Source organism: Egicoccus halophilus (assembly GCF_004300825.1).
Taxonomy (GTDB): Bacteria; Actinomycetota; Nitriliruptoria; order Nitriliruptorales; family Nitriliruptoraceae; genus Egicoccus; species Egicoccus halophilus.
On the sequence record NZ_CP036250.1, the window covers coordinates 2,954,290 to 2,978,407 of the forward strand.

General features: G+C 72.9%; 21 protein-coding genes. 7 read left to right on the forward strand and 14 right to left on the reverse strand.

The window, feature by feature from the left end; translation table 11 throughout:
• Positions 1-22 precede the first annotated feature (22 nt).
• Both ELR47_RS13390 and ELR47_RS18425 read right to left on the reverse strand, forming a co-directional pair.
• Positions 23-880: a sensor histidine kinase gene (locus tag ELR47_RS13390; RefSeq protein ID WP_165404077.1), complete on the reverse strand. Its 858-nt coding sequence runs from the start codon at positions 878-880 to the stop codon at positions 23-25.
• Entirely contained in the window at positions 877-1,275 is a 399-nt protein-coding gene (locus ELR47_RS18425; protein ID WP_165404078.1) for a hypothetical protein, read from the reverse strand. The genes ELR47_RS13390 and ELR47_RS18425 overlap by 4 nt, the downstream gene beginning before the upstream one ends.
• A gap of 195 nt (positions 1,276-1,470) precedes the next feature.
• Between ELR47_RS18425 and ELR47_RS13395 the strand changes: the two genes are divergently transcribed.
• Positions 1,471-1,713, forward strand: a complete 243-nt coding sequence (locus ELR47_RS13395) for a hypothetical protein (RefSeq protein WP_130650354.1) — start codon at positions 1,471-1,473, stop codon at positions 1,711-1,713.
• Here ELR47_RS13395 and ELR47_RS13400 read toward each other — a convergent pair.
• Together ELR47_RS13400 and ELR47_RS13405 are read right to left on the reverse strand one after the other, a co-directional pair.
• The gene (locus tag ELR47_RS13400) at positions 1,614-3,470 is read right to left on the reverse strand and encodes a putative bifunctional diguanylate cyclase/phosphodiesterase (RefSeq protein WP_130650355.1); all 1,857 of its coding nucleotides are present in this window, start codon (positions 3,468-3,470) and stop codon (positions 1,614-1,616) included. The genes ELR47_RS13395 and ELR47_RS13400 overlap by 100 nt on opposite strands.
• A 101-nt stretch (positions 3,471-3,571) precedes the next feature.
• Entirely contained in the window at positions 3,572-5,269 is a 1,698-nt protein-coding gene (locus tag ELR47_RS13405) for a potassium channel family protein (protein ID WP_205745249.1), read from the reverse strand.
• Positions 5,270-5,493: 224 nt separating this feature from the next.
• Between ELR47_RS13405 and ELR47_RS13410 the strand changes: the two genes are divergently transcribed.
• Together ELR47_RS13410 and ELR47_RS13415 are read left to right on the forward strand one after the other, a co-directional pair.
• Complete coding sequence (locus tag ELR47_RS13410) at positions 5,494-6,675, forward strand: zinc-dependent alcohol dehydrogenase (RefSeq protein ID WP_130651389.1); 1,182 nt, start codon at positions 5,494-5,496, stop codon at positions 6,673-6,675.
• A 107-nt stretch (positions 6,676-6,782) separates the two neighbouring features.
• Positions 6,783-7,739: a helix-turn-helix transcriptional regulator gene (locus tag ELR47_RS13415; RefSeq protein ID WP_130650356.1), complete on the forward strand. Its 957-nt coding sequence runs from the start codon at positions 6,783-6,785 to the stop codon at positions 7,737-7,739.
• A gap of 43 nt (positions 7,740-7,782) precedes the next feature.
• Here the strand turns inward: ELR47_RS13415 and ELR47_RS13420 are convergent, their stop codons facing one another.
• Genes ELR47_RS13420 through ELR47_RS13430 form a run of 3 tightly spaced genes read right to left on the reverse strand, consistent with a single transcriptional unit; the run spans position 7,783 to position 11,618 of the window.
• Entirely contained in the window at positions 7,783-8,217 is a 435-nt protein-coding gene (locus ELR47_RS13420) for a TraR/DksA family transcriptional regulator (protein WP_205745250.1), read from the reverse strand.
• A gap of 58 nt (positions 8,218-8,275) precedes the next feature.
• Positions 8,276-10,822: an ABC transporter permease gene (locus ELR47_RS13425; protein ID WP_130650357.1), complete on the reverse strand. Its 2,547-nt coding sequence runs from the start codon at positions 10,820-10,822 to the stop codon at positions 8,276-8,278.
• Positions 10,823-10,826: 4 nt separating this feature from the next.
• Entirely contained in the window at positions 10,827-11,618 is a 792-nt protein-coding gene (locus ELR47_RS13430) for an ABC transporter ATP-binding protein (protein ID WP_130650358.1), read from the reverse strand.
• A 446-nt stretch (positions 11,619-12,064) separates the two neighbouring features.
• Between ELR47_RS13430 and ELR47_RS13435 the strand changes: the two genes are divergently transcribed.
• Both ELR47_RS13435 and ELR47_RS13440 read left to right on the forward strand, forming a co-directional pair.
• Positions 12,065-13,126: an ATP-binding cassette domain-containing protein gene (locus tag ELR47_RS13435; protein ID WP_130650359.1), complete on the forward strand. Its 1,062-nt coding sequence runs from the start codon at positions 12,065-12,067 to the stop codon at positions 13,124-13,126.
• A complete protein-coding gene (locus ELR47_RS13440; RefSeq protein ID WP_130650360.1) occupies positions 13,123-13,929 on the forward strand; it encodes an ABC transporter permease in 807 nt (268 codons plus the stop codon). Before ELR47_RS13435 ends, ELR47_RS13440 begins: the two co-directional genes overlap by 4 nt.
• Positions 13,930-13,932: 3 nt before the next feature.
• On the opposite strand, the gene ELR47_RS13445 is transcribed toward ELR47_RS13440, so the two are convergent.
• Positions 13,933-14,976, reverse strand: coding sequence for a glutathione S-transferase family protein (locus tag ELR47_RS13445; RefSeq protein WP_130650361.1), 1,044 nt, complete (start codon positions 14,974-14,976; stop codon positions 13,933-13,935).
• A 70-nt stretch (positions 14,977-15,046) separates the two neighbouring features.
• Here ELR47_RS13445 and ELR47_RS13450 point away from each other — a divergent pair, with 70 nt between their 5' ends.
• Complete coding sequence (locus tag ELR47_RS13450) at positions 15,047-16,561, forward strand: hypothetical protein (RefSeq protein WP_130650362.1); 1,515 nt, start codon at positions 15,047-15,049, stop codon at positions 16,559-16,561.
• An 18-nt stretch (positions 16,562-16,579) separates the two neighbouring features.
• Here ELR47_RS13450 and ELR47_RS13455 read toward each other — a convergent pair whose 3' ends face one another.
• The 3 genes from ELR47_RS13455 to ELR47_RS13465 form a co-directional block, all read right to left on the reverse strand.
• Positions 16,580-18,052: an ABC transporter permease gene (locus tag ELR47_RS13455; RefSeq protein ID WP_130650363.1), complete on the reverse strand. Its 1,473-nt coding sequence runs from the start codon at positions 18,050-18,052 to the stop codon at positions 16,580-16,582.
• Positions 18,045-18,878 (reverse strand): ABC transporter ATP-binding protein, encoded by an 834-nt coding sequence (locus ELR47_RS13460; protein WP_130650364.1) that lies wholly within the window; start codon positions 18,876-18,878, stop codon positions 18,045-18,047. The genes ELR47_RS13455 and ELR47_RS13460 overlap by 8 nt, the downstream gene beginning before the upstream one ends.
• Positions 18,879-18,996: 118 nt before the next feature.
• Positions 18,997-20,643: a RecQ family ATP-dependent DNA helicase gene (locus ELR47_RS13465; RefSeq protein WP_205745251.1), complete on the reverse strand. Its 1,647-nt coding sequence runs from the start codon at positions 20,641-20,643 to the stop codon at positions 18,997-18,999.
• A 284-nt stretch (positions 20,644-20,927) separates the two neighbouring features.
• On the opposite strand from ELR47_RS13465, the gene ELR47_RS13470 reads away from it, so the two are divergent.
• Positions 20,928-21,614, forward strand: coding sequence for an O-methyltransferase (locus ELR47_RS13470; RefSeq protein WP_165404079.1), 687 nt, complete (start codon positions 20,928-20,930; stop codon positions 21,612-21,614).
• 8 nt (positions 21,615-21,622) lie between these two features.
• Here ELR47_RS13470 and ELR47_RS13475 read toward each other — a convergent pair whose 3' ends face one another.
• The 3 genes from ELR47_RS13475 to ELR47_RS13485 form a co-directional block, all read right to left on the reverse strand.
• Positions 21,623-22,036, reverse strand: a complete 414-nt coding sequence (locus ELR47_RS13475) for a PLD nuclease N-terminal domain-containing protein (RefSeq protein WP_130650366.1) — start codon at positions 22,034-22,036, stop codon at positions 21,623-21,625.
• Positions 22,037-22,199: 163 nt separating this feature from the next.
• Positions 22,200-23,063 carry a 5'/3'-nucleotidase SurE gene (gene surE, locus ELR47_RS13480; protein ID WP_130650367.1) on the reverse strand — a complete coding sequence of 288 codons (864 nt, stop codon included), beginning with the start codon at positions 23,061-23,063 and terminating at the stop codon, positions 22,200-22,202.
• Positions 23,060-24,001 carry a PfkB family carbohydrate kinase gene (locus ELR47_RS13485; RefSeq protein WP_165404080.1) on the reverse strand — a complete coding sequence of 314 codons (942 nt, stop codon included), beginning with the start codon at positions 23,999-24,001 and terminating at the stop codon, positions 23,060-23,062. Before ELR47_RS13485 ends, surE begins: the two co-directional genes overlap by 4 nt.
• Positions 24,002-24,118 lie beyond the last annotated feature (117 nt).

Below are 24,118 nucleotides of genomic sequence, written 5' to 3' on the forward strand. Positions count from 1 at the left end.
ACCGGTCCGGCGAGGCGCCGTTTCAGGGTCGCGGCGCCTCCGGCAGGCACAGGACGAAGGCCGCGCCCTGCCCAGGGCGGCTGGTCGCCGACAGCGAGCCACCGTGCGCCTCGGCGAGCGCCCGGCTGATGAACAGCCCGAGTCCGGCGCCCGAGGCGACCCCGCCGCGCTCGAACTTGCCGAACACCCGGGCGAGCTCGTCGGGCGCCATGCCGGGACCGTCGTCGACGACCCGGAGCTCCACCGTGCCCGGCGTGGCGCCCGCGTCGAGCTCGATCCTGGGCGCCATGCGGGCGTACTTGAACGCGTTGGCGACCAGGTTGGTCAGGATCTGTTCGACGCGCAGTGGATCGGCCGCGACCGGCGGCAGCTGCGGCGCCGAGGTGACCGCGATCGGACCGTCGTCGGCGAACAGGTCGACGACCCGCTTGACGCTGGCCTCGAGGTCCATCGGCGCCACCTCGAGCACCAGGCCGCGGTCGGCCTCGAGGCGGGCGAGGTCGAGGAACTGCCGCACGAACCGCTGCAGGCGCTCGATGGCCTGCTCCATCAGCGGCAGGGTCGCCTCGACGTCCTCGGCCGACTGCGAGCTGCGCAGCACCGTCACCGCGCCGAGCAGCACCGCCATGGGCGTCTGCATGTCGTGGCTGAGGTAGGCGAGGAACTCCTGCTTGGCCTCCATGCCCGCGACGCGGCGCAGCGCGTCCTCGCGTTCGCGCTGGCGGTACTCGAGGTCGTCGAGCAGCACGTTGACGGCGTTACCGATCAGGCCGAGCGGGTCGTCGAGGGCCTCGGGGTCGACCTGGGCCCGGGTCGTGGTGTCCCCCAGGCAGGCCAGGGAGATCACCTCGAGCAGTTCCTCGAGGTCCGGGACCCTCACGACGGCACGCGCTGCCCGCTCAGCCAGTCGCGCGCCTCGTCCTCGGTGGCGAACGCCTGCCCGGTGACCCCGGTGCCCTTGATGAACATCAGCACGATCAACTGGATGCGGGGGTTGGCGTTGAACCAGGCCAGCGTCGCGTGGTCGCGGTCCGCGCGGAAGTGCTCGCCCCAGATCGCCCGCCAGGACGCGTCCACGTCGACGATCTCCGAGCAGTCCACCAGGAAGTCGTAGGGCACGGCGGAGTCCCCCACCCATCCCTGCAGCCGCCGCACCAGCCGCTCGGCCTCGACGCGACCACCCCGACCGTGCTCGACGAAGCGCAGGACGCCTCGCCGCTGGCCGGTGTCCCACTCGAGCTGCGCAGGTCCGACGGTCTCCACCTCGACGGCCACGGTGCCTCGTACTGGTACGTGTCGGCCGCCACGTCGGCCACCGAAGGGACGCGGCAGCGTAGCGAGGGTCAGGGCCGACAGGTCTCGTCCCGCTGCGGTCCCGGTGAACTCGCTGGCCGAACGGGCGGGCCGGGCCCGCGTCGGGGGGACGAGCGGGGGGTGAACCTCGTGGTCAACCGATCACGAGGTTTCGAAGTGACCCAGGCGACCTTCCGCTCCTCCGCCGCCGTCGACGGCCCCCCCGGCTACCGCGAACGGTCCGGCCAGCTCGTCACCATCGTCGAGGAGGTCCGGGGTGACCAGGACCCCGACGCCGGGGACGACGACGTCGCGACGCTCTACCGGGTCCGCTTCGAGGACGGCGTGGAGACCGAGGCCTTCGAGGACGAGCTCGAACTCGACCTGACCGCCATGGAGGAGGCCGACACCTCGGCCTGAGTCGCGCCCGTGCCGGGACGGCTCGCGAGCGGGCCGTCCACGAGGTCGGCCAGCTCGCCGGGTGGCATCGGACGCGCGAACCGGTAGCCCTGGCCGACCCGGCACCCGAGCTCGAGCAGCCGCTGCCACTGCGCGTCGGTCTCGATCCCCTCGGCGACCACCGACAGGCCCAGCGAGCGGGCGAGCTCGATCACGGCCCGGGGCACGGCCTCGGTCCGTTCCCCGTTCCCCAGCGAGGCGATGAACGAGCGGTCGATCTTCAGCTGGTCGACCGCCAGTTCGCTCAGGTAGGCCAGCGACGAGTAGCCCGTGCCGAAGTCGTCGATGGCGATGCGCACGCCGAGTCGCTTGAGGTCGCGGACGACGTCCCAGCTGCGCTGGCGCATCAGCGCCTGCTCGGTGACCTCGACGACCAGGCGCTCGGGCGCCAGGGCGCTCGACTGGAGGGCGGCCTCCACCTGCCCGACCAGTCGCGGCTGCAGCTGCACGGGCGAGACGTTGACCGACACGCTCCACGGGCGGCCGCCCGCGGGCCACTGCCCGGACAGCCAGGCGGTCGCCTCGTGCAGCACCCACAGGCCGATCGGCACGATCGCACCGGTCTCCTCGGCCAGGGGCACGAACGCGTCCGGCGGCACGGTGCCCACCGGTGGATGGTGCCAGCGCAGCAGCGCCTCGACACCGATCGGCTCCGCGTCGACCAGGTCGACGACCGGCTGGTAGACCAGCGTCAGCTCGCCCCGCTCGAGGGCCCCGCCCAGCGCGCTGCGCAGCTCCAGTCGGCGCAGCGCGTCGCGGTGCAGCTGCGGCTCGTAGGTGGCCACGCACGACTTGCCGGACCGTTTCGCGCGGTACATGGCCAGGTCGGCGTTGCGCAGGGCCGCCTCGGTCGACGGCGCGTCGGCGAGGTAGGCCACCCCGACGCTGGCCGGGACGATGACCGACCGCCCACGCAGCCGGTGCGGGCGTTCGAGCGCCAGCCGCAGGCGCTCGGCGACCTCGATCGCGTCGGCCGGGTCCGCCAGATCGTCGAGCAGGACGGCGAACTCGTCACCACCGAGCCGGCCGGCCGTGTCGTCGGGACGGATGCTGTCGCGCAACCGCCGGGCGACCGAGCGGATCAGCTCGTCGCCGGCCGCGTGTCCGAGGCTGTCGTTGACGGTCTTGAAGTCGTCGAGGTCGACGAAGAGCACGGCACCGCGGCGGCCCGGGGCCGGTCGCGCGTGCATGCAGGCGTCGACGCGCGCACGGAACAGCTCGCGGTTGGCCAGCAACGTCAGCGGGTCGTGGAACGCGAGACGTTCGAGCCGCGCCTGCAGCTCACGTTGCTCGGTCACGTTCTCCAGCATGCCGATGGCGAGGTCGGGTCGACCGGCCTCGTCGCGCAGCAGCGACACCGTCAGACGGCCCCAGATGACGGCGCCGTCGCGATGGAAGAACCGCTTGTCCATCTCGAAGCGCTCGCGGCCACCGGCCGCCAGCTCGGCGAACAGTTCGAGGTTGCGCGCGACGTCGTCGGGATGGGTGAACTGCTCGAAGCGCATCGTGGCGAACTCCTCGGCGCTGTAGCCGAGCAGGTCCCGCAGGGCCCCGTTGGTCAGGATCGTGTGCCCTCCGAGGTCGACGAGCCCGATCCCGACGGGTGCCAGCTCGAAGATGGTGCGCAGTTGCGCCTCGACGTCCACGCTGCGGCTCCCGCCGGCGGCCACGGGGGGCGCCGCGGTGGCGGAGAGCACGGGCGCTGGCGGATGGGCCATGTCGGTGGCGTCTCGTCGTCGACGGATGGGCACGACCACCTCGTCGGCCCACCCGCCCCGTCGGCGGTGATCGCGGCGACTTGAGCACCGTCGGGCCGGAATCAGTCCCGGCGACCGCCGTAGCGGGCCACGAAGCGCTCCTCGGCGTCCTCGTCACCGATCAGGACGAGGTCACCGCCGGCGGGCAGCGGCTCGTCGGGGTCCGGGTTGGCCTCGAGATGGTCGCCGCGGGCGATGGCCACGACGTGGCACCCGGTGCGGCCGCCGAGCTGGCACTGCGACAACGACTCACCCTGCAGTCTCGTGGGCATGGGCACCCGGAAGATCTCGAGCCCCTCGGCGACGACGAGCCGCCGGTTGCGGCCCATCGCGTTCCACAGCGCGGTCGCCCCGATGCTGCCGTAGGACAGCACCGCGTCGGCACCGGCCCGCTGCAGCGACGAGACGTTGCGATCGCGGGTGGCGCGGGAGATGACCTGCAGATCCGGACGCAGTCGGCGCAGGTAGAGCGTCAGGTAGACGTTGGTGTCGTCGGCGTGGGACGTGACCAGCGCGGCCGCGGCCTGCTCCAGCCCGGCGGTCTCGAGCACCGACAGGTCGGCGGCGTCGCCGAGCACGGAGGTGAACTCCTCGCGGATGCGCTCGGGCCGCAGTTCGACCACCACCGCCTCGACGCCGGTCTCGCCCAGCGCGCGCGCCGCGGCACGGCCGACCCGCCCGCCGCCCAGCACCAGCACCGGCGCGTCGAGGTGCCGCTCGACGCCGAACTGACGGTCGTAGGCCGCCAGTTGCCGTTCGGAGCCCGCCAGGATCAGCACGCTGCGCTCCGTCAGGCGCGTGTCCGGTCCGGCCGGTTCGAAGTGGGCGTCCTGCCACACCCCCACGACGTTGACGTGGCCACGGTTGCGCAGGTCAGCCTCCCGCAGCGTCGTGCCCACCAACGAGGTGCCGTTGACGCTCGCCTCGGCGATGCGCAGGTCCCCGAACTCGCCGATGACGTGGGTCTTGGCGTCGATGCCGACCACCCGGCGGGCCATCGCCCGTCCCAGCAGGTCCCCCAGGTGCACCACCTCGTCGCAGCCCGCCAGCTCCAGCACGTCGATCGAGGCCCCGCGGTTGGCCAGTGCCGCGATCGGCACCTGCTCGTCGATCTCGCGCACCGTGAAGGCGAGGTTGGTGTTGGCCTCGTCCGCGAGCGTGAGTGCCACCAGGGCCGCGTGTTGCACCCGCGCGTCGCGGTAGGTGTCGGGATCGTCGTAGGACCCGACCATCACGTCGTAGCCCCGGTCGGTGAGACGCAGGGCCTCGTCGAGCTCCTCGATCAGCACGACGTAGGGCATGCCCGCGGCCTTGGCCCGGTCGATCAGCGCGTCGCTGATCGGGTCGACGCCGCACACCACGACGTGGTCGCGCAGGTCCTTGTCGACCCGGCGCGGGGCGCGGGCGTTCTCCCGCTGCGACATCCACGGCGTGAAGATGAACTGTATGAACAGGAACGGCAGCAGGACCAGGATGAACACCGACCCGGTCAGCAGCACCACGACGGAGAACATCCGCCCGAGGTCCGACTCGAACACGATGTCGCCGAACCCCAGGGTCGACATCGTCACGAACGTCCAGTACAGCGAGGTCGCCCAGGTGAACTGCCGCCCCTCGAGCGCCATCAACTCGTGGAAGATCACTGTGTAGACCGCGACCATGACGAAGAACGCGGCCACGAGGATGACCGCGAACTTCACGTTCCAGCGCTTGAGCGGCGCCGCCAGCGTCGCGAACAGCAGGCCGAAGGACTTCAGCACCGGTGGGCCCCTGGTCGTTGGTCGATCCGGACGCTGCCGAGGCGTCCGGAGGGCGGGGGAGGTGCCGGTCGAGCACCCGAGGGCGGACCCTACCGTCGTGCAGCACGACGGCTCGTCGTCGGATCGACGGCGGTCGTCCCCCCGTCTTCGAAGAGAGCAGCACGGACTTCGGCGGGCATCACGAACCCGAGGCGTCCGGCGTGGCGCAGGAGGACAGCACCGACATGAAGGCGCTCACCTGGCAGGGCAAACGCGACGTGCGGGTCGAGGACGTGCCCGATCCGACCATCCAGGAGCCGACGGACGCGATCATCCGCGTCACCTCGTCGGGCATCTGCGGCTCGGACCTGCACCTGTACGAGGTCCTGGCGCCGTTCCTCGACGCCGGTGACGTCCTGGGCCACGAGCCGATGGGCATCGTCGAGGCCGTCGGCAGCGAGGTCACCGCGCTCAAGCCCGGGGACCGCATCGTGGTGCCGTTCCAGATCTCCTGTGGTCACTGCTTCATGTGCGAGCAGAACCTGCAGACCCAGTGCGAGACCACCCAGGTCCGCGACCAGGGCATGGGTGCGGCGCTGTTCGGCTACACCAAGCTCTACGGCCAGGTCCCCGGCGGCCAGGCCGAGTACCTGCGGGTGCCGCAGGCGCAGTACACCCACGTCAAGGTGCCCGACGGTCCGTCCGACGACCGCTTCGTCTACCTCTCCGACGTCGCCCCGACCGCCTACCAGGCCGTCGCCTACGCCGACGTCCCCAAGGGCGGCACGGTCGCGGTGATCGGGCTCGGCCCCATCGGTGACATGTCCTGCCGCATCGCGATGCTGCAGGGCGCGCGCGTGATCGGCATCGACCTGGTGCCCGAGCGGCTCGAGCGCATGCGCCGGCTCGGCGTCGAGACCATCTCGTTGACCGAGCACGACGACGTCGTGGAGGCGGTCAAGGACCTCACCGGTGGCCGCGGACCCGACGCGGTGATCGAGGCGGTCGGCATGGAGGCGCACGGTTCGCCGGCCGGCAAACTGGCCCAGACGATGGCGTCGCTGATGCCCGACGCGCTCGCGGCACCGATGATGCAGAAGGCCGGCGTGGACCGCCTCGAGGCGTTCTACCTCGCCATCGACCTCGTGCGTCGCGGCGGGACCATCTCGTTGATCGGCGTGTACGGCGGTCAGGCCGACCCGCTGCCGATGCTGACCATGTTCGACAAGCAGATCCAGCTGCGCATGGGCCAGGCCAACGTCAAGCGGTGGATGGACGACCTGCTGCCGCTGGTGCTCGACGACCGCGACCCGCTGGGCACCGAGACCTTCGCCACCCACCACATGCCGCTGTCGGAGGCCGCGCACGGCTACGAGATCTTCCAGAAGAAGGACGACCAGGCGATCAAGATCGTGCTGCACCCATGAGTCCGCGGCCGTGACCGCACGGCGGGCCGGGACCTCGCGTCCCGGCCCGCGCTCATGGTCGCGCGAACCGGACGACAACGGTCCGGGTCCCGTGCGAGAGTGCCGGCATGGAGACCGCGACCCGCCTGCTGCGCCTACTCGCCCTGTTGCACACCCGGGCGACGTGGACCGCCCCCGAACTCGCCGAGCGACTCGGAGTCACCACCCGGACCGTCCGTCGCGACATCGCCCGGCTGCGGCGACTGGACCACCCGGTGCAGGCCTCCCCCGGCCCGCACGGTGGGTACCAGCTCGGTCGCGGCCCCGAGCTGCCGCCGCTCGTCCTCGACGACCGCGAGGCGCTCGCCGCCGTCGTCGGCCTGCGCTTCGCGACCGCGGGCACCGGCGTCGGGCTGGCCGAGGCGGCCGTCTCCGCGCTCGCGAAGCTCGAACGGGTGTTGCCCGACCACCTCGCCGAACGTCTGCAGGACGTGCAGGCCGCCACGGTCGCGCTGGCGTCGGGCCCGGGGGTCGCGACCGACCCGGACTGCCTGGTGGTGCTCGCCCAGGCCTGCCGTCGTCGCGAGCGCATCCGTCTGATGTACCGCGACCGCGAGGGCACCCGCAGTCTGCGTCATCTCGAACCGCTCCGGCTCGTGCACGCCCACTGGCGCTGGTACCTCGTCGCGTTCGACCTCGACCGCGACGACTGGCGCACGTTCCGGGTCGACCGGGCCCACGCGCCCATGGCGACCGGTGTGCGCAGCGTCGAACGCGACGGGCCGGACCCGGTCGACCTGGTCCGCGCGGCGATGAGCGTCGCGCCCTACGACCTGCGGGCGATCGTCCGGCTGCACCTGCCGCTGGCCGAGGCCGAGGCGACCTCGGCTGCCCGGTTCGGGCTGCTCGAGGCCGACGGGGACACGACCCTGCTGCGCACCGGCGGGAACGACCCCGCCTGGCTGGCGGGCTATCTCGCCGGGCTGCCCTGCCGGGTCGAGGTGCTCGAGCCGGTCGAGGTCCGCGACGCGCTGCGCCGCCACGTCGAGCGCCTGCTGGGGGCCGACGGGCCCGTACCGGCCTGAAGCGACACGGCCGCGTCCGGGTGGTCACGGCCGAGGTCAGGACTCACCCCTCGACGAGGGCGGCGCAGCTCGCGCAGCGCCGCACGGCTGGGCGGGCCAACAGCCGTTCGCGCGGGATCGGCTGGCCACACTCGGCACAGAAGCCGTAGTCCCCCGCCGCCAGCCGGTCGCACGCGTCGTCGAGTTCTGCCAGGCGGCTACGGGCCGCACGCAGGAGCGCGACGACCTGCTGCCGTTCGAAGGCGATCGTGGCCCCCTCGGGATCGTGCTCGTCGTCGGGGCTGTCGGCCGTGGCGTCCTGGAGCACCGCGAGGTCACGCTCGAGCGCGACGATGCGGCCACCGGTGCGTTGCTGCTCGAAGTCGATCGCGGTCCGCAGTGCCGCGGCGTCGGGCCGCGTCGCCCCGCGCACCGCCGCGCCGGGCAGCATCCGGCCGTCCTCGACGCCGTCCTCGGCGTGCCCGTGCCCTCGGGACATGCCCAACCTCCCGCGTCGCTGTCCCCGGCCAGGCCGGGGACACGACGACAGCCTACGACTATTCGGTGGCGATGGCCGTCAACACGTCCAGACGCGCCGCGCGACGGGCTGGCCGCAAGGCCGCCACGATGCCGACCAGCGCCCCCAGCGCGACGACGAGCGACAACGGCCCGAGCGGGGCGGCGAAGGTGCCGATCCCCTCCTCCGCGGCGATGGCGCGGATGAACACCCAGCCGAGGAAGGTGCCCAGGACCAGCCCGGTGGCGGTCCCGAACAGCGCCACGATCACCGATTCCCAACGCACCATGGCCCGCAACTGCGATCGCGTCTGTCCGAGTGCGCGCAACAGGCCGATCTCGCGCGTGCGCTCGTGGACCGACAGCGACAACGTGTTGGTGATCCCCATGAGGGCGATCACGATCGCGAGCGCGAGCAGGACGTAGACGATGCCGAGCAGTTGGTCGACGTCCCCGGTGGCCTGCTCGGCGTAGGCGTCGCGGTCCAGCACCTCGGGCCGTCCGTGCTCGGCGGCCACCTGCTCGACGGCCGCCTGCCCCTCGGGGATGCCGACCCCGTCGGCGAGCAGGACGAACGCGGACACGTAGGCCAGCTGCGGCACGGCCGCCGCCACCGGCTCGAGCGGCACGATCAGCGCGCCGACGGCGTCGCCCGGTCCGGCCTCGAACAGGGCCCGGACGTGCAACTCGAGCACGGTGCCGGTGAGCAGGTCGAGTTCGACCGCGTCACCGAGCTCCCAGCCACGTTCCCGCGCGCTCTGCTCGTCGACGGCGAGGCCGTCGTCGCCGAGGTCCGCCAGGGACCCGGCGACCAGCTCGAGGTCCAGCACGCCGGTCACGGCGTCCGGGTCGACGACCGAGTAGGTGCGTTCCTCGCCGTCGACCAGCCCCTGCCCGAACCCGACCCCGAAGGCCCGGTCGACCTGCGGCAGGGCATCGACCTCCGTCACGAGCTGCGGGCTGATGCCCGCGCCGCTGAACCCCCCGCCCTGGATCACCAGGTCGCCACCGAACCCACCGCGGACCGCCTCGTCGATGGTCGCGTTGATCGAGGCCGCCACGACCGTGAACAGGGTCACGATCCCCACGCCGACCATCAACGCCGAGGAGGTGCTGGCGGTGCGGCCCGGGTTGCGCACGGCGTTGCGGTGGGCGAGCCCACCGGTCACCCCGCGCAGACGCCGGATGGGTCCCCCGATGACGCCGGCGAGGGGCCGGGCGGTCACCGGACCGAGCAGGAACACCCCGATCGAGACCCCCACCGCTCCCACCGCCGCCCGTCGCAGGGCACCGTCCTCACCGGTGAGCGCCAGCACCACGAACACCGCACCGACGGCCAGTGCCGCCAGCCCCGCCCACCGTCGGCCGCGCGACTGGTCGCTGCGGTCCACGGACACCTCGCGCAGCGCCGCCAGCGGCGCGACGCGCGAGGCCCGGACCGCCGGGAGCAGGCTCGCGAGCAGGGTGATGCCCACGCCCACCGCGAACGCCGCGCCGACCGAGCGGGCCCCGACCTCGAGCCCGGCGCCCTCCACCGGCAGACCGAACTGGCCGAGCAGGCCGAGCAGGCCGAGCAGCCCGGCGGCGAGCGCGATCCCGAGGCCGAGTCCGAGCACGGCCGCGACCAGCCCGGTGAGCAGCGCCTCGAGCAGCACCGACGCGAGCACCTGCCGGCGTGAGGCGCCAAGGGCGCGCAACAGCGCCGACTCGCGCAACCGCTGGGCCACCGTGATCGAGAACGTGTTGTAGATGCTGAACGTGGCCACCAGCAGCGCGATCGCGGCGAACACCAGCAGGAACGCCTCGAAGAAGTCGAGGAAGCTGCGGCCGAGGTCGTCGAGGGCCTCGTTGGTGTAGACGGTGCCGGTCACCGCCTCGACCCCGTCGGGCAGGACCGGGGTGATGCGGTCCACCAGCTGCTGGTCGTCACCGCCGTCCGCGGCGAGCAGGATGCGGGTCACCCGGTCCTCGTCGCCGAGCAGCAGTCGCTGCGCCTCCGCGGTCGGGAACGCGGTGATGGTCACGCCGGCACCCGACCCGCCGCGGGGGGTCAGCAGTCCGACGACCTCGACCTCGATCGGTGCCGGCGTGCGTACGACGGCGACGTCACCGACCGAGAGCTGGCCGACCTCGGCCGTGTCGACGTCGATGACGACCTCGCCGGCGGCGGTGGGCGCACGGCCCTCGACCAGTTCGTAGGGCGCGAGGACGGGGTCCTCGATCCAGTTCACCCCCAACGTCGGCGGGCCGTCACCGCCGATGGAGGTGCCGTCGGCACCGACGACCTGCGCGAGCGCCTCGACCTCCGGCGCGACCGAGCCGACGCGGTCGAGCGCGGCGAGCTCGTCGACGAGCGCGGCGTCGACGAGCGCGCGCCGCGACGAGGCGCCCTCCGCGAGCGGCTCGCCGCGCACGACCGCGTCGATGCCGGCGTTGACGTCGGTGAACACGGTGCGGAAGCTGGCACGGATCGTGTCGCTGAGCACCAACGTGCCGACGAGGAACGCCGTGCCGAGCACCACGGCGAGGGCGGTGCCGAGCAGGCGTCGACGGTGCTGCCAGCTGCTGGCCAGGGCGATGCGCAACATGGGCTCAGGCCTCGAGGTGCTTCATGCGGTCGAGCACCTTCTCCGCGTCCGGTTCCGGGATCCGGTCCACGAGCCGGCCGTCGGCGAGGAACAGCACCTCGTCGGCGTACCCGGCCGCGATCGGGTCGTGGGTCACCATCACCACGGTCTGGCCGAACTCGTCGACCGCGCGACGCAGGAACCCGAGCACCTCCGCGCCGGAGCGCGAGTCGAGGTTGCCGGTCGGCTCGTCGGCGAACACGACCTCGGGGCGGCTGACGAGCGCACGCGCGACCGCGACCCGCTGCTGCTGGCCACCCGAGAGTTCGGAGGGACGGTGCCCCAGGCGGTCGCCGAGGCCCACCACGTCGATGACGGTCGCGTACCAGTCGGGGTCCGGGTCGCGCCCGACCAGCGCCAGCGGCAGCGTGATGTTCTCCTTGGCCGTGAGGGTCGGCAGCAGGTTGAAGGCCTGGAACACGAAGCCGAGCCGCTCGCGGCGCAGCACCGTCAGCTGCTGGTCCGACAGCCCGCCCAGCGCCAGGTCCCCGATGAAGGCCTCGCCGGAGGTGAGCGTGTCGAGCCCAGCCAGGCAGTGCATGAGCGTCGACTTGCCCGACCCGGACGGCCCCATCACGGCCGTGAACCGCCGGGCCGGCACGTCGACGCTGAGCCCGTCGAGGGCCCGGACGGCGGTGTCGCCGCGGCCGTAGACCTTGACGGCGTCCACGGCGCGGGCCGCCGGCGCCGCAGCCGCAGCCGCGGCATCGGCATCGGCGGGCACGGCGGGAAACGGGTTGCGCGAGGAGGTGTCCATGGTCGCTGACCATACGTGGCGGCGGGCCGACCCGGATCGGGGACCCCCCTTGGCCGGACCCCGAACCACCCGTCGCTCGTCAGGGTTCGCGGGTCCGGGTCGCCGGGGTCCCCGCGTCGGCGGGGGCGCCAGTGGCGCGGCCACGCGGTCGGGATCGCGCGTTGCGGCCGACGGCACGGGGGTCGCGGACCGGCAGGGTCCGCGACAGGCCGTAGGTTCGTCCTGCACGTCGCGCCGCGTCTCGTGCTCGCCCTGAGCCCGCCGCGCCCATCCGCGCGCCCGATCGCCGGACCTCGGACCGGCACCGCGTTCACCGGAATCGAACGATGAGTTCGGGGCCCGGTGCACGTCGAACCGAACGAGCGTGCGCTGCCACGCGTCCACATCGGGGCGCGACGGCACGTGCAGGCGGGCGCGTCGCGCGTCACCGTCGAGGAGAAGCACCCATGAACGAAGGCATCCGGGCCACCGGCCTGGTCAAGCGCTACCGGGACGTGACCGCGTTGGCCGGCCTGGACCTGGTCGTGCCGGCAGGGACGGTGCAGGGCCTGCTCGGACCCAACGGCGCCGGCAAGACCACCGCCGTGCGCATCCTGAGCACCCTGTTGACCCCGGACGAGGGCTCGGTCGAGGTGGCCGGCATCGACGCCATCGCCGACCCGGAGGCCGTCCGCCACCGCATCGGCCTGTCCGGCCAGTACGCCGCCGTGGACGAGCAGCTCACCGGCTACGAGAACCTGGACATGATCGGCCGGCTCTACCACCTCGGGCGTTCGGCCGCGCGCGCCCGTGCCCGGGAGTTGCTCGAGCGGTTCGCGCTCAGCGACGCGGGTGACCGACCGGTCAAGACGTACTCGGGCGGGATGCGCCGGCGACTCGACCTCGCCGGCGCGCTGGTCGCCGAACCCGACGTCATCTTCCTCGACGAACCGACCACCGGGCTCGACCCGCGCAGCCGCTCGGACATGTGGGAGGTGATCCGCGAGCTGGTCGGGCGGGGCACCACGTTGCTGCTCACCACCCAGTACCTCGAGGAGGCCGACCTGCTGGCCGACGACATCGTCGTGATCGACCGTGGCCGCGCGATCGCACAGGGCACCGCCGACCAGCTCAAGGGCCAGGTCGGCGGCGAGCGGGTCGAGGTCGTGGTCGCCGACGACACCGATCTCGCGCCTGCCGAGCAGGTGCTGCGGGGCCTGGCCGTCGGCGAGGTCCAGCTCGACCGGCACACCCGGCAGCTGACCGCCCCGGTGGCCCGCGGCGCCGACGACCTGATGGCCGCGCTGCGCCAACTCGATGCGCGCGGGATCCGCGTCAGCGACGTCGGCCTGCGACGCCCGACGCTCGACGACGTGTTCCTGACCCTGACCGGACACGCCGCCGAGTCGGACGACGCGCGCCACGACGGGGACCCCGACACCGACGCGGCCACGGCCGCCAGCCCCCTGGTGGCGACCACGGACGCCGGGAGGCCCGACACCACCTCGAGCCCGGAGAACGTCCGATGAGCAGCCTCGCCACCGCCTTCGCTGACGGCGCCGTCGTCGCCAAGCGCAACGTGATCAAGATCCGACGGGTGCCGGAGGTGCTCGTCTTCGTCCTGCTCTCCCCCATCATGTTCGTGCTGCTGTTCGCCTACGTGTTCGGGGCCTCGATCGAGATCCCGGGCGTGAACTACCGCGAGTACCTGATCGCCGGCATCTTCGCCCAGACGGTCGTGTTCGGGGCCACGTTCACCGGCGCCGGCATCGCCGAGGACATGCAGAAGGGCATCATCGACCGGTTCCGGTCGCTGCCGATGTCGCGCTCGGCGGTGCTGATCGGCCGCACCGCCAGCGACGTGATCTACAACCTGCTCTCGATCGCCATCATGGCGCTGACCGGGCTGCTGGTCGGCTGGCGCATCCGCGGATCGTTCCTCGACGCGGTCGCCGGGTTCGTCCTGCTGCTGCTGTTCGCCTACGCCCTGAGCTGGGTGATGGGCTTCGTCGGGCTGGTGGTGCCCAGCGTCGAGGTGATCAACAACGCCTCGTTCCTGGTGATCATGCCGCTGACGTTCGTCTCCAACGCCTTCATCGACACCCGGGGGTTGCCGACGCCGCTGCGGGTGTTCGCCGACTGGAACCCCGTCTCGGCGGTCACCATGGCGGCACGGCAACTGTTCGGCAACACCGGGGACGGGGCCTTTCCCGTCCCCGAGGCATGGTCGATGCAGAACCCGGTCCTGTACACGCTGGCCTGGATCGGCCTCATCCTGGCCGTGTTCGTCCCGCTGAGCGTGCGTCAGTACCGGCTGAGCACCACGAAGTGACGCTCAGCGCTCCGCGAGCGCCGGGTTGTGCGCGACGGGGACCTGCTCGTCGACCGGCGGGGGTCCGGGCGGTGTCCCCTCGCCGAAGGGGGCCCCGCCGAGCTCCTCGCGGAAGTGCGGCGTCGCCCAGTTGGCGAGGTCCGGGCCCGCCGGCACCACCCCGGTGGGGTTGATGTCGAGGTGGACCTCGTAGTAGTGGCGCTTGATGTGGTCGAAGTCGATGGTGTCACCGAAGCCCGGGGTCTGGAACAGGTCCCGGGCGTAGGCCCACAGCACCGGCATCTCGGTCAGCTTCTGCCGGTTGCACTTGAAGTGCCCGTGGTAGACGGCGTCGAAGCGCACGAGCGTGGTGAACAGGCGCACGTCGGCCTCGGTGATGGTGTCCCCGACCAGGAAGCGCTGCTCGGACAGACGCTGTTCGAGCCAGTCGAGCCGGGCGAACAGCTGCTCGTAGGCCTGCTCGTAGGCGTCCTGCGTACCGGCGAACCCGGCCCGGTACACCCCGTTGTTGACCTCGCGGTACACCAGTTCGGCGACCTCGTCGATCTCCGCGCGCAGATGCTGCGGATACAGCTCCGGCGCGCCGGAACGGTGGAAGTGGGTCCACTCGGTCGACAGGTCGAGGGTGATCTGGGCGAAGTCGTTGGTCACGACCCCGCCGGTGGAGATGTCGACGATCGCGGGGACGGTGATCCCACGCTCGTAGCCGGGCACCGCCGCCTCGAAGGCGTCCTTGAGGCGTGGGATGCCCAGCACGGGGTCCACGCCACCGGGGTCGAGGTCGAAGGTCCAACTGTCGGCGTCGTGGGTCGGCCCCGCCACGCCCATCGACAGGGCGTCCTCAAGGCCGAGCAGGCGACGCACGATGATGGACCGGTTCGCCCACGGACACGCCCGGCTGACGACGAGCCGGTAACGGCCGGCCTCGACCGGCCACCCCTCGCGTCCGTCGGCGGTGATCCGCGCCGACAGGTAGCGGGTGTCCCGTTCGAACGCCGGCTCCACGTAGCTGCCCTGGCTGCTCTGACTGGTGGTCTGCTCACTCATGGATGCGACGCTACTCCCACCGGCCACGTCGGACGCCTACCGTGCCCGGCCGATCGACGAGGAATCCAGGATGAGCGACGGCTCCGAGTCCCTGCAGGGCGTGCAGTTCCCGACCGTGGACGGACGTCGCAGCACGAGCGCGACCGGCCGCGAGGTGTTCGCGGCCGCCGCACGCGCCGTGGATCCCGCGCTCGCAGAGCGCATCGCGTCGGGGGGCGCGTGGCACACGAGCTACGTCGACCGGCTGCGTGACCTCGTGTCCGCCGACCTGCGCAGTACGGGCGCGGATCTCGACGCGGTCCCCCGGGCCGGTCTGGCCGCCGTCGCGGACACGTTCGCCTACCACCGGGACGGCCAGGTGGTGTCGTTGGCCGAGGCCGCGAGCGTGCCGACCGCGCCGCTGCCGACCACGGCGGTCGTTCCCGGACGCCGGCCCCCCGCCCGTCGACTGGTCGTGCCCTACCGCGGACGGCAGCTCGAGGGCCCGACGCTGCGCCGCCAGCTCGGGGCCTGGGTCGACACGGACGTGATCGAGCCGACGGTGGCCGCCGCCGTCGAGCGGGTCCTCGACGAACCCGACTGGCTGGACCTGTCGGACCTGACCGTGCTGGTGCTCGGCGCCGCCGCGGAGATGGGACCGCTCGCGCACCTGCTGCGGTGGGGCGCGACCGTGATCCCGGTCGACCTACCCCGTCCACGGCTGTGGGAGCGGGTGCTGAGCGCGGTGCGCGAGGGGGCCGGCCGCGCGCTGGTACCGGTCCGCCACCCGGTCGATCCCGACGACCACGCGGCCCTGGCCGTCGCGGCCGGCATGGACCTCGACCGGGAGCTGCCGGAGTTGGCCGCCTGGCTCACGACGCTGGACGCGCCGGACGTGATCGGCACCTACGTCTACGCCGACGGGGCCGACAACGTGCGCGTGTCCCTGGCCGCCGACGTGCTGACCACCCGCGTGCTCGAGCGGGCCCCGCGCGCGACGCTGGCCGGCCTGCTCACGCCGACCGACGTCTACGCCGCGCCCGCGGACGCGGTGGCGGCCGCGGAGGCGCGACGGGCAGCGGCCGGTGCCCCCCCGCGGCTGGCCCGGACGGTGACGCGGGGACGCGGCTATCGCCCCGCCTACGCCGGAACGGTCGCCAGCGCGTCGGGGACCGCGTTCGGTCTGGCCGACGCGCAGGTTCCCCAGCAGGGCCCCAACTACGCGCTCGCCAAGCGACTGGCGCGCTGGCGGCTGCGCGTGGCCCGGGCGGCGGGCACCCCGGTCTCGGCCAACGTGGCACCTGCCACGGCGACCCGTTCGGTGACCAGCAACCGGCTGCTGGCGGCGGCCTACGCCGGCGCGCACCACTTCGGCGTCGAGGTGTTCGCGCCGGCGACCAGCACGGCGCTGATGTCGGCGCTGCTCGTCCGCGACCTGCGCGACCCGCGGGCGGCCGGCCGGCCCGACGTCTCGCTCGCGCACCCGCTGGCGTTGTTCGCCGACACCGCCGCGCACGGCGGGCTGTGGCGCCTGCCCTGGGCGCCGCGCTCGGTGTTGCCGTTGGCGGCCGTCGCCGGGCTGCCCGCGGCCGTACGCGGCCGTTGACCGCGCCGAGGGGTCGGCTCAGACCGCCTCGGTCCGGCGCGGCAGCAGCAGCCGGGCGGCGGTGAACGCGAGCACCGCGAGGATCCCGAGCGCGACGAACAGGTTCGGGTGCGTGGGTTGCTGCAGCAGCATGAGGTCCTGCGCACCGAGGAAACCGTGTGTCGCCGGCAGGGCGTAGGAGATCCAGCGCATCGGGAACCCGATCCGTTCCAGCGGCATGAACAGCCCGGAGAAGAAGATCGTCGCCAGCAGCAGCAGCATGGCGATCTGCACCGCCTGCGAGTCGCTGCGGCTCACGGCGGCGACGAGGAACCCGATCCCGATCGAGGCGACGACGGTCAGGGCGAGCAGGGCCACGAACGTCAGCCAGTGCGCGGGCAACGGCACCGCGAACACCGCCACGATCAGCGCCGTCAGGCCGGCCGCCGCCAGCGCCCCGAGCAGCAAGAAGGCGAGCGTCTTGCCGGCCAGGCGCTCACCGACCGTGGCCGGGGCCACCCGCAGCACCTCCAGGGTCCCGGGGCGACGCTCGCGCACCAGCGCGAGCGCGGCGAAGGTGACGCCCAGGTGCTGCAGCATCAGCGCCAGCACGCCGGGAGCGAAGTAGGTGTCGAGCGCGATCGGCACCGGCGTCTGCGTCCGCAGGTCGAGGGCGAAGGGCCGGGCCGCCACGACCGGGTCGACGTCCTGGAGGGTCGCGACGACCATCTCGAGCTCCGCCAGGGTCTGTTCGGTCTCGTCGAGGCGGGCCGCACCGTCGGTCTCGGCGAAGACGTCCAGCATGGCCGCGGTCGAACGCAACGTCGCCGGCAGGTCCTCGGGACCGCCCAGCAGGGGCGACACCCCGACGAACGGATCGTCCTCGATCGCGGCCGACAACGCCTCGAGCCGGGGGGCCAGCTGGCGTGCCCGGTCACGTGCGCTCACCAGGTCACCGTCGTCGACCGCCTCGCGCAGCGCCGCCAGCTGTTGCCGGGTGCGCGTCAGGTCGTCCTCCACCTCGCCGCTGCGCCGGCGGGCGACCGCCAGCACCTCCTCGAGGACCTGGTCGTTGATCTGCGCCACCGCGACGTCCGAGGCGATCGCGATCTGCTCGGAGGTGACCGGGTCGAGACTGCGGTGGTGGACCTCGATGCTGGCGTGTTCGCCGGCCCGCAACGACGCGGCCGCGTCCGGCGGGAGGACGATGACCAGATCGACCTGCCCGCTGCGCAGGTCCTCGAGCGCCTGCTCGCGGTCGGCGGAGGCCCCCTGGTACTCGATGCTGCCGGGCTGTTCGTCCTGCAGGAACGCGTCGACGCGAGCGGTGAGCTCGTCGTCCCCGCCGACCACGACGGTGTCGAGCCGGGGAACGCGTTCGTCGTAGCCGAGACCGAACAGGAACAGGACCAGGAACGGTCCGAGGATGAGCAGCAGCAGCAACCGCGGCTGGCGCATCGTGGAGACGGTCTCTCCCCGGGCGAAGGCGGCGATGCGCAGCGGGCTACGCATCGGCGGCGTCTCCGGTCCCGGCGCGGTAGCGCTCCAGCAGGGTCACGAACACGTCGTCGAACGTCGCACCGTCCGGCGGGGCGTCGCCGTAGGCCGCGCTGCGCAGGCCCGACGGGGAGTTGACGACCACCATCCGGCCGTCGACGAGGAAACCGACCAGGTCGCAGTCCGCGGCCTCCTCGACGTACTGGGTGGTCACGAACACGGTGGTGCCGGCGTCGCGCAGCGTCTCGAGCCGGTCCCAGATCCGTCGTCGCAGCAGGGGGTCGACCCCGGCGGTCGGCTCGTCGAGCACGAGCAGCTCCGGCTCGTGCACGAGCGCGGCCGCCAGTCCGAGGCGACGCTGCTCGCCGCCGGAGGCCTTCGACAGGCGCACCTTCTGCCGGTCCTCGAGGTCGAGGAACGACAGGGTGTCGGCGATTCGTCGCCGGGCCTTCCGGGCGCGCCGGCCCGGCAGGAAGCGCGAACGCGACGGCATGCCGTACAGCGAGGCCATCAGGTGCAGGTTGTGCCGCATCGACAGCTCCGGGTAGAACGCCGCCGACTGGGGCAGGTAGCCCATCCGCCGCCGCAGCGCCGAGTCGAAGCCTTCGGGTGCGACGCCGAGGACGCGCAGCTGACCACGTTCGGGCGCCTCCATGCCCAGCATCAGCTTGACGATGGTGGACTTGCCCGAGCCGCTGGGGCCGATGAGTCCGAAGATCGTGCCCTCCGGCACGGTCATCGACAGCCCGCGCACGCCCCGCTGGCCGGGGAAGGTGCGCCAGACGTCCTCGGCGACGACCACCGCGGCTCGGGACGCGGACAGTCCCCTGGTCTGTGACACGGCATCCGTGGGCACGTCGCCTCCGACCCGCGTGGCGACGCCGTCGCCGCCTGGCGGGTGGACGAAACCTAGGCAGCGACCGTGCGGCAGCGGTCTGGCCCAACGACCGGCCCCGACCTCATTCGGTGACCAGCAGGTCGTTGACCACGACGTGCTCGAGGCTCAGCGTCCGGTAGCCGCCCTCGTCGAACAGCACGACCACCTTGTCGTCCTCGTAACGGGTGACGATGCCGTTGCCCCACTTCGGGTGGTGGACGCGCGACTCGAGGGGGAAGGGCACCTCGTCCGGCGGCGCCTCGGCGGTCCCGGCTCGGCAGTGGTCGCAGTGCCCGCAGGTGTCGTCGAGGTGCTCACCGTAGTAGTTGAGCAGGAACTGACCGCGGCAACCGTCGGTCTCGGCGTAGGCCCGCATCATCTCGAGCCGCGAGGACTCGTAGCGCTGCTGGGCCTGGTCGCGGGCGATCGCCGCGTCGACCGCCTCCCGTGGTGCCGGGGCGTCGTCGAGGTGTTCGACCCGGCCGTCGTGGTGCAGCTCCACGAAGTCGGTCTCCTCGAGCCGGGTGAGCCCCACGGTCAGCGCGGTCTCGGTCAGTCCGAGCCGGTCCTGCAGGTCGACGCTGTCGACGTACCCCTCGGCGGCGGCGATGCCCACCGCGAGGTCCTCGAGGGTGTCGGCGTCCATGCCACCGGCAGCGTTGAAGAACTTGCGCAGCCCGAGGTCGGCCTCGCGGAAGAACAGCACGGCGCGGGCCGGTTCCCCGTCGCGTCCGGCCCGACCGACCTCCTGGTAGTAGCTGTCGACCGATTCCGGGATCTGCGCGTGGTGGACGAAGCGCACGTTGGGCTTGTCGATCCCCATCCCGAACGCCGGGGTGGCCACCACCACGTCGAGTTCGTCGGCGAGGAAGGCGCGGTGGCTCGCGTTGCGCTCGTCCTTGGACATCGCGCCGTGGTAGTGGTCGGCGCGCAGCCCGGCGACCCGCAGGTCCGCGGCGTAGCGTTCGGCCTCCCGCCGCGTGGCCACGTAGACGATGCCGGGCAGCTCGCCACCGGCGACCTCGTCGATGACCGCGCGCCGATGGACGTCCTCGTCGTGCGTACGCCGGACCTCGAGGAAGATGTTGGGGCGGTCGAAACCCCGGATCACGAGGTTCGGGTCCCGCAGCGAGAGCCGTTCGACGATCTCCTGACGCACCGGCGGCGCGGCCGTGGCGGTCAGCGCCAGCACGGTCGGGTGCCCGAGTGCCTCGATCGCGCTGCCCAGGCGCAGGTAGTCGGGCCGGAAGTCGTGCCCCCACTCGCTGACACAGTGCGCCTCGTCGACCACGAACAGGCGCACGCCGGCGTCGCGCAACTCGTCGAGCGTGTCGGGGTTGGCCAGCTGCTCGGGGGCGAGGAACACGAACTCGAGCTCCCCGCGCCGCAGCCGCTCGAACAGCTCGCGCCGCTCGGCCGCGCGCAGCGTCGAGTTGAGCGCCACGGCTTCGCCGAGCCGTTCGTGACCCGCGATGGAGCGCACCTGGTCGGCCTGCAGGGCGATGAGCGGCGAGACGACGATGGTGGGCCCGTCGATCAGCTCGGCGGCGAGCTGGTAGATGGCCGACTTCCCCGAGCCGGTCGGCAGGACCACCAGGGTGTCGCGACCGTCGAGGACGCCCTGCACGGCCTCCTTCTGCCCGGGCCGCAGGCGATCGTGGTCGAGCAGGTCACGGGCAGCGACCCGGATGATGCCGGTCGCGGACGGGTCGAGCGCCTCGGGGGACACGGCAGGCTCCTGGAAGGGGGTGGGGCCGCCGCGTCGAACTCGGACGCCGCGGCCGCCGGGCGAGTGACGGTGCCGGCAACCGGGTCACCGCCACCCCGCCCGCCCCCGTCGAAGGATGACCGGCCGCGAACGGGGTCTGCCCACCCGGCCGCCGACCGCACGCGCCCCGGTCGTGCCGACCGCGCGCCGGGGCGGACGTCGTGCCGGCGATGTGCGGTGATCTCCGACCGGCGGGGCTACCGTGCACGCCGTGGCCGCCCAGGACGCGGCCGTGGAGGCCTGTGATGAATCGTCGTGCGAGTCTGCCCGGCATCGATGCGTTGTTCGGTTCGCCCCAGTCGGGCGGAGCCGAACGTGCCGAGGAGCCCCTCACGTCCGCGACCCCGTCGCTGCCGGCCGGTGTGCCCGAGACCGAGGGCGTCGTGGCAGCGCGGCAGCGGGTGCCCGAGGGCACCGACGTGCCCGACGCGGCCGGGACCTCCCTGCTCGGCTGGCTGGTGTCGACCGGCTCGGTCCGCACGGCCGTCGAGATCGGCAGTGCCGCCGGCGTCTCGGGTCTCGCGCTGCTGGCCTCGCTGGCCGAACGCGGGGTGCTGACCTCGATCGAACCGGATGGTCAGCTCCACGGGTTGGCCGGTGAGGCCTACCGGTCCGTGCGTGCCGGCGCACGCGTGCGCTCGATCCACGGGGACGCCACCACGGTGCTGCCGCGGCTGACCGACGGCGGCTACGACCTGGTCGTGTGGCAGCTGCCGGTCACCGATGCCGCCGCGACGATCGACCACGCCCGTCGACTGCTGCGGCCCGGCGGCATCCTGTTGGCACGAGGGCTGGTCACGGCACCCGAAGCGCGATGGGAGGCCGAGGCGTTCATCCTCGCGCTCGTCGACGACGAGGACTTCGCCGTGTCCGTGCTGCCGGTCGACGGCGGCGTGGTGCTCGCGACCCACCGCGCCGCGCCGCCGGCCTGATCGCCGGATCAGGCGTCGCGGTCACCGCGACGCCGCAGCCGCTCGTCGAGACGCCGCAGGAACTCCGGGTCGTCGTCGGGCCCCTTCGGCTTCGGACCGGGCCGCGGTCCGGGCTTCGGACCGGGCGTCGGGCCCGCAGGGGTGTGCCCGGACGGGCGGCCGGTCGAGGGGTGCACGCCCCCGCCGAGCCCGCGTGGCGGGAACCCCGCCGAGCGGGAGACACCGCCGCCCGGGGCCGCGCCGGTACGGGCGGGCCGTCCGGCCAGCAACCACAGCAGGCCGCCGATGCCGACGACGAAGACGACCAGCAGCGCCCACACCAGCTTGGGCAGGTTGCGCACCTCGTCCCGATCGCTGAGGGCGACGTCGAGCAGGCAGTAGAGGGTGAAGGCGAACAGCAGTAACGATCCCACCTGCAACATGCGCGTCCTCCCACCGTCGGACCGACGATGGTAGGCCCGACGGCGTCGGCGCGAGGCGCCGGGTCAGGTCCGGGTGGACGGCGGAGAGGGGGCCTGCCCGCGGGCCGCACACAGCTGCCGCGGCATCGGCCACGGCGTCACGGCGTCGATCGGCGGCTGGCGGTCAACCCGCGTCGGACCGTCGCTCGATGCCCGTGACCGTGCCGGCGTCGCTGTCGGGGACGGCCGCGGGTTCGACCGAGCGCAAGGCGGTGAGCGTGACGTACCCCGCCCGGCACAGGGCGGTGTCCGTGGTCGGGTCGAGCCCGCTGGTTCGGTCGGTGACCTCGAGGGTGAGCGCAGCGCCGGCGACGTCGGCGGAGGCGACCGAGAAGTAGCCGAAGTCGTCGAGCCGCGCCCAGCGCGCCCCTCGCAAGCGTTCGACCGGCACGGACGGGACGTTGAGGTTGATCACGGCCGGCGCCGCGTCGCTGCGCATCCAGCCCACCACCGCCACGGCCACCTGCACCGCGGTGTCCCAACGGCGCTCGCCGTCGGGACCGAGCTGGTCGACGTCGAGGCTCACCGCCAGTCCACGGCCACCGAAGGTCGCTGCCGTCAACGCGCCGCCGACCGTGCCCGAGTGCAGCACCGAGTGCCCGGTGTTCATGCCGTTGTTGACCCCGGAGACGACCAGGTCGGGTGCGGCGCCGAAGGCGCCGAGCGCGGCGGCCATGACGGCCAGTCCCGGCGGCCCGTCGATCGCGTAGCCCTCGATCCCGTCGACGTCCGCCCGGCGCATGCCCACGCCGGCGTCCGGGTCGTAGCGGCCGATGCCGGTCCCGGTCCCGCTGAGGTCGCTCGAGGGCGCGGCGACCAGGACGTCGTCGAAGCGGTCGGCGAGCCCCGTGGCGAGCAGGCGCAGCCCGGGTGCCTCGATGCCGTCGTCGTTGGTCACCAGGATGCGGCCTGGTCGGCGCACCACCTCGCTGGTGTCGATCTCGACGTCGACGTGCGCGTCGTCGCGGTCGGCGGTCGACTCGGTCATGGTGCTTCCAGTCGGTCGACGGTGACGTGGGTGAGCAACTCGTCGATGAGCCCCGGGCTCGCGCCGCCGCTGCCGCGGCGCGTGATGTTGGCGGCTCCTGCGGCCCAGGCACGGGCGAGCATCGGCTCGGTGTCGAGTCCGGCGGCGATCCCCGCCGCGAACGCGGCCGTCATGGAGTCCCCCGACCCCTGCGAGTCGACCTTGGACAGCTCGGGGCCGGTCACCCGGTACACCGCCTCCCCGAACCGGGCGATCACGGGGCGGTCCGAACGCGACAGCACGACCGCGCCGGCGCCCTGCTCCTGCAGCTCGGCCGCCGCGGCGAGCGCCGCCTGCTCCGAGCGGTCGCCGGCCTCGATGAGCCCGTCGTTGACCAGGTCGCCGTCGCTGACCTTGAGCAGGTCGAGCCGCCCACCCTCGAGGTAGGCCGACAACTCGGCATCGTGGAAGTCGCCCACGACCCGGACGTCGTAGCGCGTCAGATCGGCGGCGAGACGACCGTAGAACGACACCGGCAGGGAGCGTTCCGGGAACTGTCCGGTGATGACGCAGGTCCCGGCGGCCAACGCCGTCTCCAGGGTCTGGTTGTAGAGCTCGTCGACCTCGTGCCGGGTCAGCACCGGCGGCCGGGTCCGGGCGAGTTCGCGACGTTCGTCGCCCTCGCGGCGGTCGCTGACCTCCACCGGTGAGGGCGCCGAGGTGTCGACGTCACGCAGCTCGATGCCCCAGTCGGCGGTGAGGCCACGGAACGCCCGTCCGCTCTCGCCACCGACCGGCGCACAGACGATCGGTTGCGCACCCAGCTGCCGCAGCATCCGGGCGATCCAGATGCCCTGACCGCCGGCATGGAGATGGACGTCGTCCTCCTCCTGCGCATCCTGTTCCAGGGTGACCGTCACCCACACCGACGGCGCGAAGACCGCGATCGTGCCCGCCATGCGCCACTCGCTCCCGACCGTGCCACGCCACCCTGGCGTGGAGACGGCGTCATGCTCGCTGCTGCGACGCCGGCCCGGATCGCGACCGAGACGGCCGTCGGCCGGGGGCCGCCATCG